Origin of the sequence: Streptomyces iranensis (assembly GCF_017874715.1) — a bacterium.
GTDB classification, from domain to species: domain Bacteria; phylum Actinomycetota; class Actinomycetes; order Streptomycetales; family Streptomycetaceae; genus Streptomyces; species Streptomyces iranensis.
The window spans coordinates 420,007-437,820 of record NZ_JAGGLR010000002.1 but is presented as its reverse complement, the minus strand read 5'-3'; the positions used below and the strand labels follow the sequence as shown (position 1 = coordinate 437,820).

General features: G+C 68.7%; 12 protein-coding genes. 9 read left to right on the top strand and 3 right to left on the bottom strand.

Annotation, left to right across the window (positions count from 1 at the left end):
- The first annotated feature begins 284 nt into the window (after positions 1-284).
- Together J2Z30_RS05585 and J2Z30_RS05580 are read left to right on the top strand one after the other, a co-directional pair.
- Entirely contained in the window at positions 285-1,400 is a 1,116-nt protein-coding gene (locus tag J2Z30_RS05585) for a M24 family metallopeptidase (RefSeq protein WP_044578473.1), read from the top strand.
- Between the two features lie 219 nt (positions 1,401-1,619).
- Positions 1,620-5,033, top strand: coding sequence for a CARDB domain-containing protein (locus J2Z30_RS05580; RefSeq protein WP_044578475.1), 3,414 nt, complete (start codon positions 1,620-1,622; stop codon positions 5,031-5,033).
- A 67-nt stretch (positions 5,034-5,100) separates the two neighbouring features.
- On the opposite strand, the gene J2Z30_RS05575 is transcribed toward J2Z30_RS05580, so the two are convergent.
- Together J2Z30_RS05575 and J2Z30_RS05570 are read right to left on the bottom strand one after the other, a co-directional pair.
- Positions 5,101-6,180, bottom strand: coding sequence for an NAD/NADP octopine/nopaline dehydrogenase family protein (locus J2Z30_RS05575; protein ID WP_044578478.1), 1,080 nt, complete (start codon positions 6,178-6,180; stop codon positions 5,101-5,103).
- An 83-nt stretch (positions 6,181-6,263) separates the two neighbouring features.
- On the bottom strand, positions 6,264-7,829 hold the full coding sequence (locus J2Z30_RS05570; protein ID WP_052701702.1) for an AbgT family transporter: 1,566 nt from the start codon (positions 7,827-7,829) through the stop codon (positions 6,264-6,266).
- Between the two features lie 287 nt (positions 7,830-8,116).
- Between J2Z30_RS05570 and J2Z30_RS05565 the strand changes: the two genes are divergently transcribed.
- The 7 genes from J2Z30_RS05565 to J2Z30_RS05535 all read left to right on the top strand — a co-directional run bounded on the left by J2Z30_RS05565 (position 8,117) and on the right by J2Z30_RS05535 (position 17,009).
- On the top strand, positions 8,117-8,758 hold the full coding sequence (locus J2Z30_RS05565; protein WP_052701703.1) for a GntR family transcriptional regulator: 642 nt from the start codon (positions 8,117-8,119) through the stop codon (positions 8,756-8,758).
- Positions 8,759-8,796: 38 nt separating this feature from the next.
- The gene (locus J2Z30_RS05560) at positions 8,797-9,417 is read left to right on the top strand and encodes a TetR/AcrR family transcriptional regulator (protein WP_044578484.1); all 621 of its coding nucleotides are present in this window, start codon (positions 8,797-8,799) and stop codon (positions 9,415-9,417) included.
- Between the two features lie 274 nt (positions 9,418-9,691).
- Complete coding sequence (locus J2Z30_RS05555; protein WP_044578487.1) at positions 9,692-11,122, top strand: aldehyde dehydrogenase family protein; 1,431 nt, start codon at positions 9,692-9,694, stop codon at positions 11,120-11,122.
- Positions 11,123-11,147: 25 nt separating this feature from the next.
- Positions 11,148-12,275 carry an acyl-CoA dehydrogenase family protein gene (locus J2Z30_RS05550; RefSeq protein WP_044578490.1) on the top strand — a complete coding sequence of 376 codons (1,128 nt, stop codon included), beginning with the start codon at positions 11,148-11,150 and terminating at the stop codon, positions 12,273-12,275.
- A 15-nt stretch (positions 12,276-12,290) separates the two neighbouring features.
- Positions 12,291-13,748 carry a sodium:solute symporter family protein gene (locus J2Z30_RS05545; protein ID WP_078957046.1) on the top strand — a complete coding sequence of 486 codons (1,458 nt, stop codon included), beginning with the start codon at positions 12,291-12,293 and terminating at the stop codon, positions 13,746-13,748.
- A complete protein-coding gene (locus J2Z30_RS05540) occupies positions 13,745-14,578 on the top strand; it encodes an enoyl-CoA hydratase/isomerase family protein (protein ID WP_052701705.1) in 834 nt (277 codons plus the stop codon). The genes J2Z30_RS05545 and J2Z30_RS05540 overlap by 4 nt, the downstream gene beginning before the upstream one ends.
- Before the next feature lie 67 nt (positions 14,579-14,645).
- Positions 14,646-17,009, top strand: a complete 2,364-nt coding sequence (locus tag J2Z30_RS05535; protein WP_308279766.1) for a CaiB/BaiF CoA-transferase family protein — start codon at positions 14,646-14,648, stop codon at positions 17,007-17,009.
- Between the two features lie 53 nt (positions 17,010-17,062).
- On the opposite strand, the gene J2Z30_RS05530 is transcribed toward J2Z30_RS05535, so the two are convergent.
- Complete coding sequence (locus J2Z30_RS05530) at positions 17,063-17,770, bottom strand: IclR family transcriptional regulator (RefSeq protein WP_052701707.1); 708 nt, start codon at positions 17,768-17,770, stop codon at positions 17,063-17,065.
- Positions 17,771-17,814: the final 44 nt, after the last annotated feature.

The following is a 17,814-nucleotide window of genomic DNA, read 5'->3' as shown; positions in this document are numbered from 1 at the left end:
AGGCCAAATGTGGCGTCAATGTCTGCAATGTCTGTTCTGGTTCAAGGTGATTGGGATGTTTGAACGCGATACGTCCGGGATCTCGATCGCCTTTCGGTGAACCAATTTGGCCGATACCGAGTGCTTGCGTACGCCAATCAGTTCTTTAGCTGTTAGTGCTCCGGTCGGATTTAAAAAAGTGTGCCAAGCGGGCGAAAATGGTGTCGCCGGAGAGCCCCTGGCCGGTCGAGGATGGTCTGGCCCGCTGCCTCGCTCCGGCCCGACATCAGGATGGAGAACTGCCTGTGATCCCCACCGACCTCTACCCCGCCGACCGTCTCGAGCGCGCCAGGGAGGCCGCTGCCGACGCGGGCCTGGGCGCGCTGCTGATCAGTCCCGGCGCCGACCTGCGCTATCTGACGGGTTACCACGCCCTTCCCCTGGAGCGGCTCACCTGTCTGGTGCTCCCCGTGGACGGCGAACCCTTTCTCCTGGTACCGGAGTTGGAGCGGCCGGCCGCGCTCGCGTCCCCGGCGGGGAACCTCGGCATCGAGATCACCGGATGGGCCGAGACCGAGGACCCGTACGCCCTCGTCGCGGCCAGGCTGCCCGACGGTATGGCCCGGATCGGCGTCGACAACCACATGTGGGCCGAGAAGACCGTCGCCTTCCGTACCGTGCTGCCCGGCGCCGACCAGGCACTCGCCGGAGAGGTGCTCGGCCGGCTGCGGATCCGCAAGACCGAGGCCGAGATCGAGGCGCTGCGCCGGGCGGGGGCGGCCATCGACCGGGTGCACGCCCGCATGGGCGAGTGGCTGCGCGCCGGGCGCACCGAACGCGAGGTCGGCCGGGACATCGCGGACGCCATCGTGACCGAGGGCCATGTGCGGGCCGACTTCGTCATCGTCGGCTCCGGACCCCACGGCGCCAGTCCCCACCATGAGCTGTCGGACCGGGTGATCCTGCCCGGTGACCCCGTGGTGGTCGACATCGGGGGGACCACCGAAGACGGCTACTGCTCCGACTCCACCCGCGATTACGTGGTCGGCGAGCCGCCGGCGGAGTACCGACGGCTGTACGAGGTGCTGCTGGCCGCCCAGCGTGCCCAGACCGATGCGGTACGGCCCGGTGTCACCGCCGAGCAACTGGACGCGATCGGCCGGGATGTCATCGCGGACGCGGGCTTCGGGCCGTACTTCATCCACCGCACCGGTCATGGCATCGGGCTGGAAACGCATGAGGAGCCCTACATCGTGGCTGGCTCCGCCCTGCCGCTGGAGCCTGGTATGGCCTTCTCCGTCGAGCCGGGCATCTATCTTCCCGACCGGTTCGGAGCCCGCATCGAGGACATCGTCATCTGCACCGACGACGGCGGTGAGCGGCTCAACCGCACCAGCCGTGAACTGGGCGTACTGCCCTGACCGTCCCCGAGCCGGGTTCGCTCTTGCCGCTGCCGGTCAAGTACCGCCGTGCGCCGAGTCGTTGACAAAGTCGATGAGCGGTAGAAATCTGTCAAAGCATCGCTGCAAAAGATAGACGAAATCGCTCAACTCTCGCACTGCGGCTGGCTCGGCACCACCGCTGCATCGTCTGGGCCCGCTGAACACCGTCATCGTCCACCAGGCGATCGAGAGGGCCTCATGAGAAGAAGACATCACGGTCGGCGGTTATCCGCCGGGCTTGTGACGGCAGGTCTGCTCACGGTCGGGCTGCTGCCCGTGACAGCCCATGCGGCAGAGGGAGCCCAGGCCGCGGACGGAGCGAATCTGGCGCTGGGCAGGCCGGTGACGGCCAGTGGGGCCCACGGCTCCTATCCGGCGAGCAATGTCACCGACGGCAGCCAGGCCTCCTACTGGGAGGGTCCCGAGGGCTCGTTCCCGCAGTGGGTGCAGGTCGACCTCGGGAGCAGGACGGACCTCGACGAGGTGGTACTGAAGCTCCCCGCGTCGTGGGAGTCCCGCACCGAGGCGGTGAGAGTCCAGGCCAGCGCCGACGGCCAGGACTTCACCACCGTGGTTCCGGACGTGCGCGAGGACTTCTCGCCGTCGTCCGGCAACGCCGTGGCGCTCGACGTCACGGCCGAGGCCCGGTACGTGCGCGTACAGGTGACCGGCAACACGGGCTGGAACGCCGCCCAGCTCTCCGAGGTGGAGGTGCGCGGGAAGGCCGGCGGGGAGAATCCGGGGGACCCGCCCGCGGGCACCAACCTGGCCCTGCGCAAGCCGATCGAGGCGTCGTCGAACACCCAGGACTACGTCGCGGGCAACGCCAACGACGGCAGCACCTCCACATACTGGGAGGCGAGCGGCCAGTCCTCGACGCTGACCGCGAAGCTCGGCGCCGACGCCGATCTGACCGGCGTCGTCGTCAAGCTGAACCCCGACCCCGTCTGGTCCACCCGGTCGCAGAGCATCCAGGTGCTGGGACGGCCGGCCGGAGAGTCCGGCTTCACCTCGCTGAAGGACCGGGCCGACTACACCTTCAGCCCGTCGCAGAACAAGAACACGGTGACCATCCCGGTCACGGGCCGGTACGGGGACGTACGCCTGCAGTTCTTCGGCAACACCGGCGCCGGCGGCGGACAGGTCGCCGAGTTCGAGGTCGTCGGCACGGCCGCACCCGCGCCCGACCTGACCGTCACCGAACTCGCCTGGTCGCCCGAGTCGCCCTCCGAGGCGGACGCGGTCACCGTCGAGACGACGGTCCGCAACGCCGGGACCGCCGCCGCGCCCGCGACCACGGTGAACGTCAGCATCGAGGGCACGGTCGCCGGAAGCGGGGCCGTCGGCGCGCTCGCGCCGGGCGCGTCGCTGAAGGTGCCGGTCAAGGTCGGCAAGCGGCCCATGGGCAGCTACACCGTCTCCGCTGTCGTCGACCCGGCCGACACGGTCCCCGAGCTCGACAACACCAACAACAGCCGCAACGCCGCCTCGAAGCTGGTCATCGGTCAGGCCCCCGGACCGGACCTGGAGGTCACCGGCATCACCACCAACCCCGCCGGCCCGGCCGTCGGTGCCAAGGTCACCTTCACCGTCGCGGTGCACAACAGGGGTACGAGCGCGGTGCCCGCCGGATCGGTCACCCGGTTCACCGTCGGCGGGACCACGCTGAACGGCACGGCGGGTGCCATCCCGGCCGGTGGCACGGACACCGTGGCCATCGGCGGCGACTGGACCGCCACCAGCGGGGGAGCGACGCTCACCGCGACGGCCGACGCCACCGACACCGTCGCCGAGACCAACGAGGACAACAACACCTTCGCCCGCTCCCTCGTCGTCGGACGGGGCGCCGCCGTGCCGTACACCGAGTACGAGGCGGAGGCCGGCCGGTACGACGGCACCCTGCTGAAGACGGACGCCAAGCGCACCTTCGGGCACACCAACTTCGCCACCGAGTCCTCCGGGCGCGAATCGGTCCGGCTCGACACCAGCGGTCAGTACGTGGAGTTCACCTCGACCACGCCGTCCAACTCGATCGTCGTCCGCAACTCGATCCCGGACGCGGCGGCCGGCGGTGGCAGGGAGGCGACCATCAGCCTCTACGCGGACGGCACGTTCGTCCGCAAGCTCACCCTGTCCTCCAAGCACAGCTGGCTCTACGGCACGACCGACGACCCCGAGGGCCTGACCAACCGGCCCGGCGGCGACGCCCGGAGACTGTTCGACGAGTCCCACGCCCTGCTCACCGACACCTACCCGCCGGGTACGAAGTTCCGGCTCCAGCGGGATTCCGGTGACGACGCGGCCTTCTACATCATCGACCTGATCGATCTGGAGCAGGTCGCGGCACCGGCGTCCAAGCCCGCCGAGTGCGTCTCCATCACCGACTACGGGGCCGTGCCGGGCGACGGCATCGACGACGCGGACGCCATCCAGCGCGCCGTCACCGCGGACCAGGAGGGCACGATCCCCTGCGTGTGGATCCCCGCGGGCCAGTGGCGCCAGGAGAAGAAGATCCTTACCGATGACCCGCAGAACCAGGGCCAGTACAACCAGATGGGCATCCGGGACGTCACCATCCGCGGTGCCGGGATGTGGCACTCCCAGCTCTACTCGCTCATCCCGCCGCAGGAGGCGGGCGGCATCAACCACCCCCACGAGGGCAACTTCGGCTTCGACATCGACGACAACACCAAGATCTCCGACATCGCCATCTTCGGCTCCGGCACCATCCGCGGCGGCGACGGCGGCGCAGAGGGCGGTGTCGGGCTCAATGGCCGCTTCGGCAAGAACACCAAGATCACCAACGTATGGATCGAGCACGCCAACGTCGGCGCCTGGGTCGGCCGCGACTACTCCAACATCCCCGCGCTGTGGGGCCCCGGTGACGGACTCGAGTTCAGCGGCGTACGGATCCGCGACACCTACGCCGATGGCGTCAATTTCACCAACGGCACCCGCAACTCGACCGTGTACAACTCCTCCTTCCGCAACACCGGCGACGACTCACTCGCCGTCTGGGCCAATAAGTATGTGAAGGACACCTCCGCCGACATCGGCCACGACAACCACTTCCGCAACAACACCGTCCAACTGCCCTGGCGGGCCAACGGCATCGCGGTCTACGGCGGCTACGGCAACACGATCGAGAACAACCTGATCTCCGACACCATGAACTACCCGGGGATCATGCTGGCCACGGACCACGACCCGCTGCCCTTCTCGGGCAGGACGCTCATCGCCAACAACGGCCTGTACCGCACGGGCGGCGCGTTCTGGGGCGAGGCGCAGGAGTTCGGCGCGATCACCCTGTTCGCCCAGGGGCAGGACATCCCGGGGGTCACGATCCGCGACACCGACATCCACGACTCCACCTACGACGGCATCCAGTTCAAGACGGGCGGCGGCGCGATGCCCGGCGTCCGGATCGAGAATGTCACCATCGACAAGTCCAACAACGGGTCCGGAATCCTCGCGATGGGCGGGGCGCGCGGCGACGCCACGCTGACGAACGTGAGGATCACCGACTCGGCGCAGGGCGACGTGGTGAAGGAGCCCGGCTCGCAGTTCGTGATCAACGGCGCCGCGAACCGGTCCTCCGCACGGCGCGATTGAGCGCGGCGCCCGGGACGTCCGTCCGCTGCCCCGGAAGGCGCGATGCCTTCCGGGGCAGCGGACGGCTCTACACCGCGCCGTCGATGAACGCGGCGCGGATGCCGTCGACGTCGGAGCCGAGCAGGCCCAGCGTCCGCGCCGTGCGGCCGCCGGCCACGAAGTCCTGTCCGCACAGGGCTGTGCCCAGGGCGACGAACGAGTCGGTCAGGGGCAGGGGGAGTCCGATCTGCGCGGCCAGCGAACTCCAGGTGACCAGTCCGAAGGGGATGTCCTCGGTGAAGTACCGGTGCCTGACCGAGTCGGGTTCGGGGAATCCCTGACGGCCGTAGCCCTGCACGATGCGCTCGACGAAGCTGCCCTCGGTCACCTCGTAGGCGGTGTCGAGGAAGTCCCAGAAGCTGGCCGCCTTCACTCCGAGGGCGTCCGCCAGGGCGAGGCGTTCGCGGTCGAGGGCGTCGATGACCTCGGCGATGCGCGGTGTCACCAGGCTGTGCAGCGGGTGGCAGTCGGCGTCTTCGACGGTCTTGAAGTTCAGCACCGCCGGTGGAACGTGGTAGATGGGGTTGCAGTTGTTGAGCCCGACGGTCAGCGTGTCCTCGCCCGGTACGTACCGGTCGCCGAAGTACGTCCGCAGGATGCCGAGAGCCCGGGGCGTGTCCGCGTTGGGTACGGCGGCCAGTGGGACGGCGTGCTTGATCGCCCCGATGTAGACGTGCGCGGGGCGGCGCAGCCGGCAGGTGTACAGGCTGGTCGGCGTCTCCGCGATGAGGCAGGGCCGCCGGCCGGCGAGCGCGAACATGCGCGCGAGCTCGACGCCGCTGCCGAGCACGCCCGGCTGGAACAGGACGAGCTGGTCCGGCTCGAGGACGGACGCGAGTTCCCGGGCCAGGTAGGCGTGCGCAAAGGCGGGCGCGGCGACGATGACCACCTCGGCGCCGCCGACCGCTTGCCCGAGGTCGGTCGTCAGCACCGAGGGCGTGCCGTGGCCCTCCACGTCCCCGGTCATGTCGATGCCGTCGTTGGCCTTGATCGGTTCAAGATCGTGGCCCCACCGGTCGAAGATCCGTACGTCGTGTCCCTTGAAGGACATGTGGCCGGCGATGGCCTGGCCGACGTTGCCCGCGCCGATGATGGCGATGCTGCCCATGGTGAGTGACTCTTCCGTGTCGGAGTGGTGGGGGAGTGAGCTCGGCGGTGCCGAGCCGAGCGAGTGCTGACGTGGTGGTGGCGTCATCTGACGGGCACCCCCGGGCCGAGCGGAATTCCCAGCGCGTACCAGAGGGCGAAGAAGGACGACCACGAGACGAGTACGGCGAGAGCCACGGGAACCGTGAAGGACAGCATGGTTCCGATGCCCGCGCCCTTCCGGAACTGCTGGAGGAATCCCAGGGCCAGGACGAAGTAGGCGTTCATGGGCGTGGTGTTGGTGACCGAGTCCCCGATCATGAACGAGACCATCGCCGCCTGGGGCGAGAGCCCGATGTACATCGCCAGGGGGACCACGACGGGGGCGAGGATGGACCACATCGCCGAACCGCTGCTGATGATGATGTTCAGTCCGCTGATGGCCACGATGATCACGAGCAGGATGATGAGGTGGGGCGCGTCCAGGGACTTCAGGAGCCGGGCGCCCTCGACGGTGATCACATTGCTGATTCCGGTCCAGGTGAAGTAGGCGAGGAACTGCGAGACCACGAAGAACAGCACGATCACGGGGACGAAGGACTTCACCCCGTCGGCCATGGCGGAGGGGACGGACGACAGTGAGGGGATCGTGCCCACCTGCCTGCCGTAGACGATGCCGAGGATCGCGAACAGCAGCGAGATGAACACGGCGATGTTCACCACGACCACGGACTGGACGATGCTGCCGCCCTCGCCGCGGAACGGGGATCCCGGCAGCAGGAGTGCGGACACCGCCAGGACGTAGAGCAGGAGCACCGCGCCGGACAGCCGCATGGCGCGCTTCTCGACATCGCTCAGCGTGAGTGAGGAGGGGGCCTCGCCGGCCGGCCCGCCGTGCTGGGGTGCCTCGCCGTGGGCGGTGGTGTTGAAGAGCCTGTCGGCGGCCGCGTCGTCCTCGGGTGTGGGCACGAACTCCGGCCGCTGGGCCAGGACGCGGTCGACCGTGAGGGCGATGACGGCGGCGAGGAACACCGATGAGACCGCGGTGAAGAAGTAGGTGGCCACCGGAGTGATGACGTAGCCCGGATCAACGGTGTGCGCGGCCTCGGCCGCCAGGGACGATCTGACCGCGTCGGCCGGTGTCACCAGCGGGCTGGCGTTGAAGCCGATGGCGGTCGACGCGTAGGCGACCATCAGACCGAGCACCGGACTGCGGCCCACGGTGCGGAAGGCCAGCGCTCCCAGCGGGATCATCACGATGTAGGCCGAGTCGCTCATGACGTGCGCGATCATCGAGCCGAACGCGATGGAGAAGGTCAGCCACCGAACGGGCAGACGGCCGATCGTGACGCGGAGAAGTGCGGTGAGAAGGCCGCTCTTCTCGGTGACGCTGACGCCGAGAAGAACCACTACGACGACCGACAGTGGCGCGAACCCGGCGAAGTTGTCCAGCGCGGACTCCGCGGCGAACTTGGCTCCCTGAAGCGAGAGCAGGCTCTTGACCGAGACGGAGTCACCCGTCGACGGCAGGGTGACGGACACGCCCACCCCGGCCAGCACGGCGCTGAGCACACCGAGCAGTGCCACGAAGATCCAGAAGAGCCAGAACGGATGGGGAAGCCTGTTTCCCGCGCGTTCCAAGGCGCTGAGAGCCCGGAACAACCGGTTCATGGAGCCATCCACGGGCGGACTGCTGCTTCGAAGTTGCGTCATCTGGGGCCTTATCGGGTCGGCGGTGAACGCGGCTCTGGGTGCTCGCGGGGAGGGTTCCGCTTCCGTTCGGCACGAGTCGGGACTCGTCCGGGGACGGCCGTCGTGCAATCCCTGTGATATTTCACAGGGATGATACGCTGCGAAAGGCGGATGTCAACAGGTCTTCGCGCAGGTGGCCGCCGGATGACGAGGGCCGTCACACGGGCGCTTGGAAGAGGAGCCGTGCTGTGAGTTCGGGATCGTCGATGGCGCAGCAGGCGTACGAGTCCCTCAAGCGCGACATCATCCGATGCCGCCTCCGCCCCGGCGACGTCATCATCGAAGCGTGGCTCGCCGAGCGCTACGGGATGAGCAAGACCCCGGTGCGCGAAGCCATCAACGCGCTGCGCAGGGAGGGCCTTGTCATCGTCGTCCCGCGGCGCGGCACCTTCGTCAAGCCGACGGACCTCGGCGACCTCCAGGACACCTATCGCCTGCGACGGCTCCTCGAACCGGAAGCGGCCGTGCTCGCCGCACAGCGAGCCGGCGCCGAAGATCTGGACCGCCTGGACGCGCTCAGTGCGGCGACCATGGCGGCGAACGCCTCACGTCCCGACCTGAACGAGGCGAACCGGCTGCTGCACGTGGCGATCGCCGAGGTCGCGCGCGTGTCACTGATGATTCCAATGATCAACACGCTGCACGAAGAGATCGAGCGCTTCCTCAACCTCCGGGGGGAACTCGGCCGGCCCCCTTACGCGAGCGTCAACCACGGACGGTTGGTCGAGACGATCAGGAGGGGCTCGGAGGACGAGGTCAGGCAGGTCGCCCTCGAGGGCATCGAACGCTCGCGCCAGTACATGCTGGACACCCTGCTGTCCGGAGGGAACGAGACTCCGGCACGGTAGAGTGCCGTCGCATTCGGGATATGTGAGGAGCAAAATTAGTGCCCCAAGGCCGGAGTTCCGCACCGCGCTATAGCGTTGGTCAGGAAGTTATATTTCAAGCGGCTCTGACCTGTTTTTACCGTCACGGATACGATGGCACCTCGGTGCGTGATATCGCCAAGGCGTCCGGCACTACGCCTGCGGCCATGTATCACTACTACGCTTCCAAACAAGAGCTGCTGATGGACATCATCGGCCGCTTCATGGAGCAGTCGATCGAGGTCACCCGGGCGGCCGTCGAGGCGGCCGGGGACGATCCTTCCGCGCAGCTGTTCGCGGCCGCGCGCTCCCATGTGCTGTGGAACGCGTCGGATGTGATGTCGAGCTTCCTCGTGAACAGCGAGATTCGCAGCCTCGAACCGGACAACCGGCGCCTCAACATCGCCCAGCGTGACAAGCTGCAGCGCATGTTCGACTCCGTGGTGGTCCAAGGCGTCGCGGCCGGTGCGTTTCTGACCCCGTGGCCCAGGGAGGCCAGCCGAGCCGTGGTCACGATGTGTACTGCCGTTGCCACCTGGTACAAGAGCGCCGGGGAACTTTCGCCGGAAGAGATCGCCAACCGTTATGGATTCCTGGCTTTGTCGCTGGTGGGCGGCCAGGCTGATTCGGTCTCTTCCTGAAGGACTTTCCCCGCTGACGCCGAGGGGCGTCTTCCTTTCCGTGCGATAGCCGACCCGTACCCCTGCGACCGGTGACTTTCCCGGTCCAGCGGACGGGGCGCTTGGGCGTGCCGACCGACAGTAGCAGACGCACCACTCCCGAAGCGGTTGCGCACCGATCTCCTGAACGATCGTTTAGGGCTTTTGGCGAGACCCTATTGCCTAAACGCTCGTTTAGCCCCTACTGTGCGGCGGGCGTTCAAAGCGACACGCCAGGTGGCAACCGGAGGGATGCATGGATCATCAGTGGACCGCACACTTCATCGCCGGGGAGTGGGAGCACGAGGCGGATGAACGACCGCCGATCCCCGTGGAGAACCCGGCCACCGAGCAGGTGATCGCCTCGGTTCCCGCGGGAGGGGCGGCGCATGTCCACCGGGCCGTCGTCGCTGCCCGCGGCGCGTTCTCCTCGTGGTCGACCCGGACCATCGAGGAGCGCGCCCAGGTGCTGGACGGCCTGGCCGATCTCCTGGAGGAACGGCGGGAGCTGATCGCGCGGACGGTGACCGAGGAACTGGGCGCCCCCATCAAACTGGCCCGCCAACTGCACGCAACACTGCCGGTGCACGACGTCCGGGAGACCGCTCGTGCGCTGCGGTCGATGGAATTCGAGACCGAGCTCGGCAACTCTCGCGTCTACGCGGTGCCGGTTGGTGTCGTCGGGGCCATCACGCCCTGGAACTATCCCGTCCACCAGGTGGTCAGCAAAATCGTTCCGGCGATCGCCGCCGGATGCACGGTGGTCCTCAAGCCGAGCGAGGTCGCTCCGCTGAGCGCGTTGCTCCTGGCGCGGATCATGCAAGAGGCGGGTCTTCCCGACGGGGTACTCAACGTCGTCAACGGAGCCGGACCCGAGGTGGGCCAGGCCATCGTGGAGCACCCCGGGATCGACGCCGTGTCGTTCACCGGTTCAGAGGCGACCGGGCGCGCTGTCGCCCAGCAGGCCGCGCTGACCCTGAAGCGCGTCACACTGGAGCTCGGTGGCAAGTCGGCCAACGTCATCCTCGACGACGCCGACCTCGCCACGGCCGTCAAGGTCGGTGTCGCCAACTGCTTCCTGAACTCGGGGCAGAGCTGCAACGCCCTGACCCGCATGCTGGTGCCCCGCGAGCTGCTCTCTTCGGCAGCGGAGATCGCCACTGCCGCGGCCGCGCGCTATGCCCCGGGCGACCCGGCGGACGAGCGGACCAGGATCGGTCCGCTGGCCAGTGCGCGACAGCGCGACAGCGTGATCCGAGCGATCGAGACCGGCCTGGCCGATGGCGCGAAGCTCATCGCCGGGGGACCCGAGCGGCCGGCCGGCGACGCGCTGACGTCGGGTTACTACGTGCGGCCCACGATCTTCACCGATGTGGACCCCGACTCCTTCCTCGCCCAGGAGGAGATCTTCGGCCCCGTGCTCGCCATCATCGGCTACGGCGATGAGGAAGAGGCGGTCGCCATCGCCAACAATTCCCGTTTCGGGCTCGGCGGCGCGGTGTGGTCGGCCGACGCCGAACGCGCCCGCACCGTCGCGCGCCGTATCCACACCGGACAAGTCGACATCAACGGTGGCGCCTTCAACCCCGCCGCACCGTTCGGCGGAGTGAAGAACTCCGGGTACGGGCGCGAACTGGGTTCCGCGGGCATCGAGGAGTTCCTCCACCGGCAGTCCCTGCAGTTCTGAGAAGCCGGAAGAACGGAGCCGCGCAATGGAGCTCGAGCCTGACGTCCCGGGACGGGACAGCCAGTGGGTGGATACGGGACGGGCCGTCGCCACCACGATCCGCAGGACGTATCCGGACACCACACCATGGTCGCGCGATCAGTTGCTGGAGATCTTCGGCAAGCTGAGGCCGACGGGATACCTGGGGTCGACGATCCCGGAGGAAGCGAATGGAGCCGGCCTCACCCTCGTTCAGTTCGCGTCGCTGACCGAGGGAATCGCGAGTGCCGTGCCCTTCCTCTCCAACCACAGCGTCCAGCGGTTCATCACCGCCGCCGGAAGCCCTCAGGCGAAACGACGAGTGCTGCCCGGCCTGCTCGAAGGGACCAGCATCGGCGCTGTGGCGGTTACCGAGCCGCGCGGTGGCAGCAGCATCAAGAACCCCGCCACCACCGTGAGTCCGGGCCGAGGGGGACTCGTCCTCACCGGGCGCAAGGACTGGGTCACCCATGCGATGACGGCGGACACCGCCGTCGTCCTGGCCGCGGACGAACAGGGCCGCTCCGTACGGGTGCTCGTCGACCTGGCGGCCCCGGGTGTGGAGCGCCGTCCTCTCCGGACCCACGGCTTGCGCCATCTCACCTTCGGCTCAATCGAGTTCCACGAGGTGGAGGTGGAGCGCTGGCGGATGCTCGCCGAAGACGGCGCGGCAGGAGCGAAGGCGGGCTTCGGGGTGGCGCGCGTACTGGTCGCCGTCCAAGCCGTGGCCTTGGCCTACGAGGCACTGGCCGGGACGACACGGCATCTGACGACCCGCACCGCCCGCGGCTCACGGGTCGCCGACCTGGACCTGACCACCCATCGAGTGGGGGGTATCGCGGCCGAGCTGCTGGGCGCGCGGCTGCTCGCCTACCACGCCGCCACCGCCGTCCAGACCGGGCACCCCTCTGCCGCCGCACTGGCCAGCGGAGCCAAGGCACATGCCTGCACCACCGCCGTGCGGGCGTGCACGGAACTGCTGTCCATGTGCGCCGGACACGGATTGGACACCGGTACCGGAGTCGCCGCCTTCCGCGACGACGCGGAAATGCTCGCCACCGCCGACGGAACCGGGCTGGTCAACAGCGTCCTGTGGGGGGCTCATGTCAAGGACCACCTCGCCGGGTCCCGCTGAACCGAAGGAGAAACAGTGTCGTCTTTCCAGATAGTCGCCCTGATGGTGGTGGCCTACATCATGCTCATCGCAGCGGTGAGCGTCATCGCCCGTAAGGCCGGCGCGACGTCGGAAGGATTCGTCCGCGGCGGCCGGGTCTTCCCCGCAGCGGTGATCGGTCTGTTCATGGCCTCCGAAGTCGTGGGCACCTCGGCCAGTATCGGGACGGCCCAGGGAGCCTACGCTGACGGTATCTCCGCCGCCTGGAACCTCGGTGCGCTCGGAATCGGGTTCATCGTCTTCGCCGTACTGTTCGCGAAGCGATTCAAGCAGCTCGACGAGGTGACCATCTCCGGCGCCCTGGAACGGGCATACGGAGCGGGCGTGCGGCGTGCGGCTTCGGTGACCATGATCGCGTCACTCCTGCTGGTGGCCACCGCGGCCTATGTGAGCGGCGGAGCGATGATCTCGACGCTGCTCGGGATCGACGCCGGCTGGGCCGTCGTGATCGTTGGTGTGCTGTCGAGCGTCTACGTGGTGATCGGCGGTATGCGCTCCGTCATCTACACCAACCTGATCAACGTCATCGTCAAGGTGGTGGGGATCGTCGTCGTCGCGGTGTCCGCGTACTTCGCCGCGGGGGGCTACGAAGGCATCCAGGTCTCCTTGCCGTCGCGGATGCTCGACTGGGACGGAGTCGGCTGGAACCAGATGGGCGCCTGGCTCGTCGCCGGCGGCGGCGCCATGTTCGCGACCCAATACGTGGTGCAGGCGATGACCGCGGTCGACGACGAGGGCAAGGCGAGGAACGCGGGCCTGTACACCAGTCTCGTCCTGATCCCTTACGGCGTCCTCGCGGCATTCATCGGTGTCTGCGCGGCCGTGGTGCACCCCGACATCGACAGCCTCCAGGCACTTCCGTCCATGGTCGTCGACCTCAGCCCGTTCCTTCAGGGCGTCGCGGTCACCGGACTGATCGCGTCAGTGTTCGGCCTCATATCCGCCCTGACGATCGGCTCTTCCACGCTGCTGCTGAAGGACTTCTACCAGCCGTACTTCAATACCTCGGGCGACGAGAGGAAGGCCGTGCGATTCGCCCGGCTCGCCACCCTCGGCTGCGGGCTGATCCCGGTGGCGGCGGCGCTGTTCGCGTCGGACGTGCTCGGCGTGACGTTCCTCGCCAAGGCACTCCGGGCCTCCCTGGCCGTCTTCGTCGTCCTGATGTTCTACCGGCCGTCGTACGGCTCCCGGCAGGGTGCCCTGGTCTCCCTCTGTCTGTCCCTGCCCGCGGTCGTCGGCTGGTACCTGGCGGGCGATCCCTTCGGTATCGACAACGCCTATATCGCCATCCTGACCCCTCTGTTGGTCATGACGATCGCCCAGCTCAGCGGGCGAGGCGCCAAAGCGAGCACACCCATCGCCCACACCCCCGAGCCGGCCGCCGCCGTATCGGCCGCCGGCTCATTCCGGGAAGGGCGCGCACGGACACGGTGAGAACCCTGACGAAGACCGACGAGGAGATGATGGTGCCCACTCTGGTGACCAGCGACATCGACAGCACCGGGGTTGCCCTGGTGACGCTCAACCGTCCCGAGAAGCTGAACACGATGACCGGTGACCTGCTGGAACAGGCCCACAAGGCGTTCTCCGCACTCGCGGAGAACCCGGCGGTCAAGGTCGTGATCCTCACCGGAGCGGGCCGGGGTTTCTGCGCGGGCGGAGACCTGGCCGAGGGCCCGGGGGGCGCGGTCACCGGATCCCTTCGCGGCGCCTCCGCCGCCGCACAGCTGCGGGGCTACATGGAGACGGCCGCGCTCCTGCACTCGATGCCGGCGGTGACCATCTCCGCGATCAACGGCGCCTGCGCGGGGGCCGGACTGTCCTGGGCCTGCGCGACCGACCTGCGGTTCGCCGCGGACCGAGCCCGCTTCAACGCCGCCTTCCGGGGCGCCGGGCTGTCCGGCGACTTCGGCGGGACCTGGACCCTGCCGCGGATCATCGGGATCGGACGGGCGCGGGAGAAGTACTTGCTGTCCGAGCCGTTCGACGCCCAGGAGGCGCTTCGTATCGGGCTGGTCTCGAAGGTCTGGCCGGCCGAACAGCTCCTGGAGCGCGTCCGCGCGGTAGCCGAGGATCTGGCGGCCTCCGCACCGGTGGCCCTGCGCCTGATGAAGCAGAACCTCGTCGAGAGCGAGTACATCGGCTTTGAGCAGGCGTTGGACAACGAGGCGGTCAGGCACTCCCGCTGCGCCGAGACCGAGGACGCCGCCGAAGCCGCACGGGCATTCCTGGAGAAGCGGCCCGCTGTGTTCGTCGGCAAGTAGGACGACAGGCGCCAAGCCGGCGGCAAGGTGCCCTCACCCGCCGCCCACCAGAACGGAGACACCGACCGTGAAGGTCGACTTTCCCACGGATGGTCCAGCCGACGCAGGCCGGCGCGGGCCGGCGGACCGCCTCCCCTTCCAGGGAGTGCGCGTCATGGACGTGTCGGACACCATCGCAGGTCAATTCGCCGCCCGACTGCTCGCCGACCACGGGGCAGCCGTCACTCTGCTGCGCCGCCCGTCGACACTCGTCGGCGTGTCCCCGGCCATGGATGTGCACCTCAACCACACCAAGTCGGTCCAGCCCTGTCCCACCGGCGGCTGGGAGAGCGCCCTGGGACAGGGCGCGCGGGACGTCGACGTCGTGGTGGTGTCCGACCACGGCGAAGCCGCGATCGCCGCCGGCCTGGCCCCGCACGCACTGGTCGCGGTCGCCACCGACTTCGCCGACCAGGGTCCGTACCGCGACTGGCACGGATCGGAACTCATCCACCAGGCACTGTCCGGATCCATGCACTACACGGGCCTGGCCGGGCGCCCACCGCTCTACGGCACGGGCAATCGCGCGTACATCGCGGCCGGTCTCTTCCTCTATGTGTCACTCGCGGCGAGGCTGCTCGCCCGTCCGGCCGTCGGAGCCGTCGAGGCGGCCGGGGCGGCCGGAGCCGCGGGGGAGATCGTGCGGGTCGCGGTGCATGAGGCGGCGGCGGCGATGGAACAGAACTTCGCCATCCAATGGGCCTACAGCGCGACGATCGCACAGCGCGGCGAGCTGAACCGGCCCAAGGGCCGCATCCGCTGTGCGGACGGCTGGATGACCGCCTTCGCCATGGAGGGCCGGCTGAGTGAGTTGCTCACCGCCGTGGGCGCCGACGATCTGGTGGATTCACCGCTGTTCTCCTCATGGCCCGACTTCATGCGAGACATCCCGTCAGCTTTCGCGCGGATCCAGGAGCGGGCACGAGGCCGTAGCCGGGAAGCCCTCCTCCAGGCCGCACTGGACCACCGTCTGGTCATGTCCCCGGTCCGCACCCCGACCGAGCTCGGAACCGATCCGCAGCTGCTGAGCAGGGACTTCTGGCGGCACGCCGAATTCCAGGGCCGAAAGCACCTCGTGCTGGGTCCGCTGTGGCGGCCCGCGAGCTATGAGCCGGGAACCGCACGCGGCACCGGTGGTGGCGTACCGGCCGCCCTGCCCACGCGCGACCGGCATCCGGGCGGGACGGTGGAACCCGGGCGGCCGCTGCGGGGTACGCGCGTAGTGGACTTCACCACGGCCTGGTCGGGGCCGCTCGCCACCCGTATTCTCGCCCTGCTGGGCGCGGAGGTTCTCAAGGTGGAGAGCGCCTCCAGGATGGACGCCTGGCGGGGCCCCGCCGACGCCCCCACCGCCACCGAGTTCTACCCGAACGGCGAGCCCGGTGACCGCCCGTACAACCGCAACGCGTGGTTCAACGCCCAGAACCTGGACAAGAAGTCGGTGCTGCTGGACCTGAAGACGGACATCGGCCGTCGGCAGGCCCATGACCTGTGCCGGGAGAGTGATCTGGTGGTCACCAACTTCACCCCGGACACCATGAAACGCCTGGGGCTCGGCTTCGACACACTCCGCGAGATCAACCCCTCCATCGTCATGGTCGAGATGTCGGGTTTCGGAACCACGGGGCCGCTCCGGCACCACCGTGCCTACGGACAGACGATGGAGGCGATGGCCGGTATCACCGCACTGATCGGATACGACGAGGAATCCGGACCGCTGGGGTCGGGCTCCGCGTATCTCGATCCCATGGGCGGGCTGGCGGGCGCGGCGGCGGCCGTCACCGCGCTGGCGCACCGGGACCGCACACAGCAGGCGCAGTATGTCGAGGTCGCTCAGCGCGAAGCGGCCATGTCCTGGATCGGCGACATCATCCTCGATTCCCTCTCGACGGGGACCGACCCGGTGCTGCGGGGCAACGCGATTCCCTCCGCCTTCCCCCACGACGCGTTCCGCTGCGAGGGCGAGGACCAGTGGATCGCGATCGCTGTGCACACGGCGGACCAGTGGTCCGCGCTGTGCTCGGCACTGGGCTGGACCGACTGGGCCCGCGACACGTCGCTGGCGGAAACGACGGCGCGGAAGGCGAAGGCGGAGGAGATCGAACGGCGCCTGTCGGAGGCGACGCGCGAATACGACAAGACGCGCCTGGCCACGCGTCTCCAGCGGGCCGGTGTCCCCGCCGCACCCGTGCACGACGGCCGGGACCTGTTCGAGGACCCACAGCTCAGGCATCGCGGATGGTTCGCCGCCCTGACACATCCGGAGGCAGGGACACACGAGTACGCGGGCCTGCCCCTGGAAGCGGCGGGACGCCTCCTCCAGCCGTCGGCCGCCGCGCCGCTGCTGGGCGAGCACACGGCCGACGTCCTGGGGTCCGTACGTTCGGCATGACCCGGAGCCCGGAAGAGGGGCCCACCCCGAATGCGGGGTGGGCCCGCTGGGTTTCAGGGGCTCGGTTGGCCGGTCACGGTCTCCCGGATGTGGGTGGCGATCCGGCGCAGGCGGGCTTCCGGCAGTCGTGTGGTGGGCCCGGCGACGGCGATGGCGGCACGTGCCCGGTCGTCTTCCCACAGGGGTACGGCCGCGCAGGAGATGTCCGGGTGGTAGCCGGCCAGATCGAGGGCGTAGCCGTCGGCGCGGGCCTGCTCCAGGCCGTCGGCGGCCCTCTTCCAGGCTGCGGGATCGTCGTCCGCGAGGCGGTTGCGCAGATCGGGGCGGCCGGACAGGAGAGCGTGGCCGATGGCGGTGGAGAGGAGAGGCTCGCGGCCGCCGATCGGGATGGTCAGTCGCAGTGGGGCCGGTGCCTCCACGGCGTCGAGACAGAGGTACTGGGCACCGGCTGGGACGGCCAGATAGCAGGTCTCCCCGGTGTCCTGGGTGATCTTCTCCAGGGCGGGGTGGAGGCGTTCGCGCAGCAGGTCGTCGGCGACTGAAGCGCCGCGGGCGAGGTCGGTGAGGCGGTCGGTGAGGGTGTAGACGCCGCCGCGGGTGGGCTGGGCGACGTAGCCGAGCTCCTGGAGTGTGGCCAGCAGGTTGTGCGTGGTGCTGCGGTTCAGATGGGCGGCATCCGCGATGTCGCTGAGCCGGGCCCCGCGAGGGGCGGCCGCGATGGCCTCCAGGAGCTGGAACGCACGTTGCACCGACTGGATCATTCCCACTCCCATTCATCATTGTGGAATCCGAGTACTGATTCTAG

Coding starts and splice junctions, on each gene's coding strand:
- J2Z30_RS05580 (WP_044578475.1), top strand. CDS start 1,620: ATGAGAAGAAGACATCACGGTCGGCGGTTATCCGCCGGGCTTGTGACG.
- J2Z30_RS05575 (WP_044578478.1), bottom strand. CDS start 6,180: ATGGGCAGCATCGCCATCATCGGCGCGGGCAACGTCGGCCAGGCCATC.
- J2Z30_RS05570 (WP_052701702.1), bottom strand. CDS start 7,829: ATGAACCGGTTGTTCCGGGCTCTCAGCGCCTTGGAACGCGCGGGAAAC.
- J2Z30_RS05565 (WP_052701703.1), top strand. CDS start 8,117: ATGGCGCAGCAGGCGTACGAGTCCCTCAAGCGCGACATCATCCGATGC.
- J2Z30_RS05555 (WP_044578487.1), top strand. CDS start 9,692: ATGGATCATCAGTGGACCGCACACTTCATCGCCGGGGAGTGGGAGCAC.
- J2Z30_RS05550 (WP_044578490.1), top strand. CDS start 11,148: ATGGAGCTCGAGCCTGACGTCCCGGGACGGGACAGCCAGTGGGTGGAT.
- J2Z30_RS05530 (WP_052701707.1), bottom strand. CDS start 17,770: ATGATCCAGTCGGTGCAACGTGCGTTCCAGCTCCTGGAGGCCATCGCG.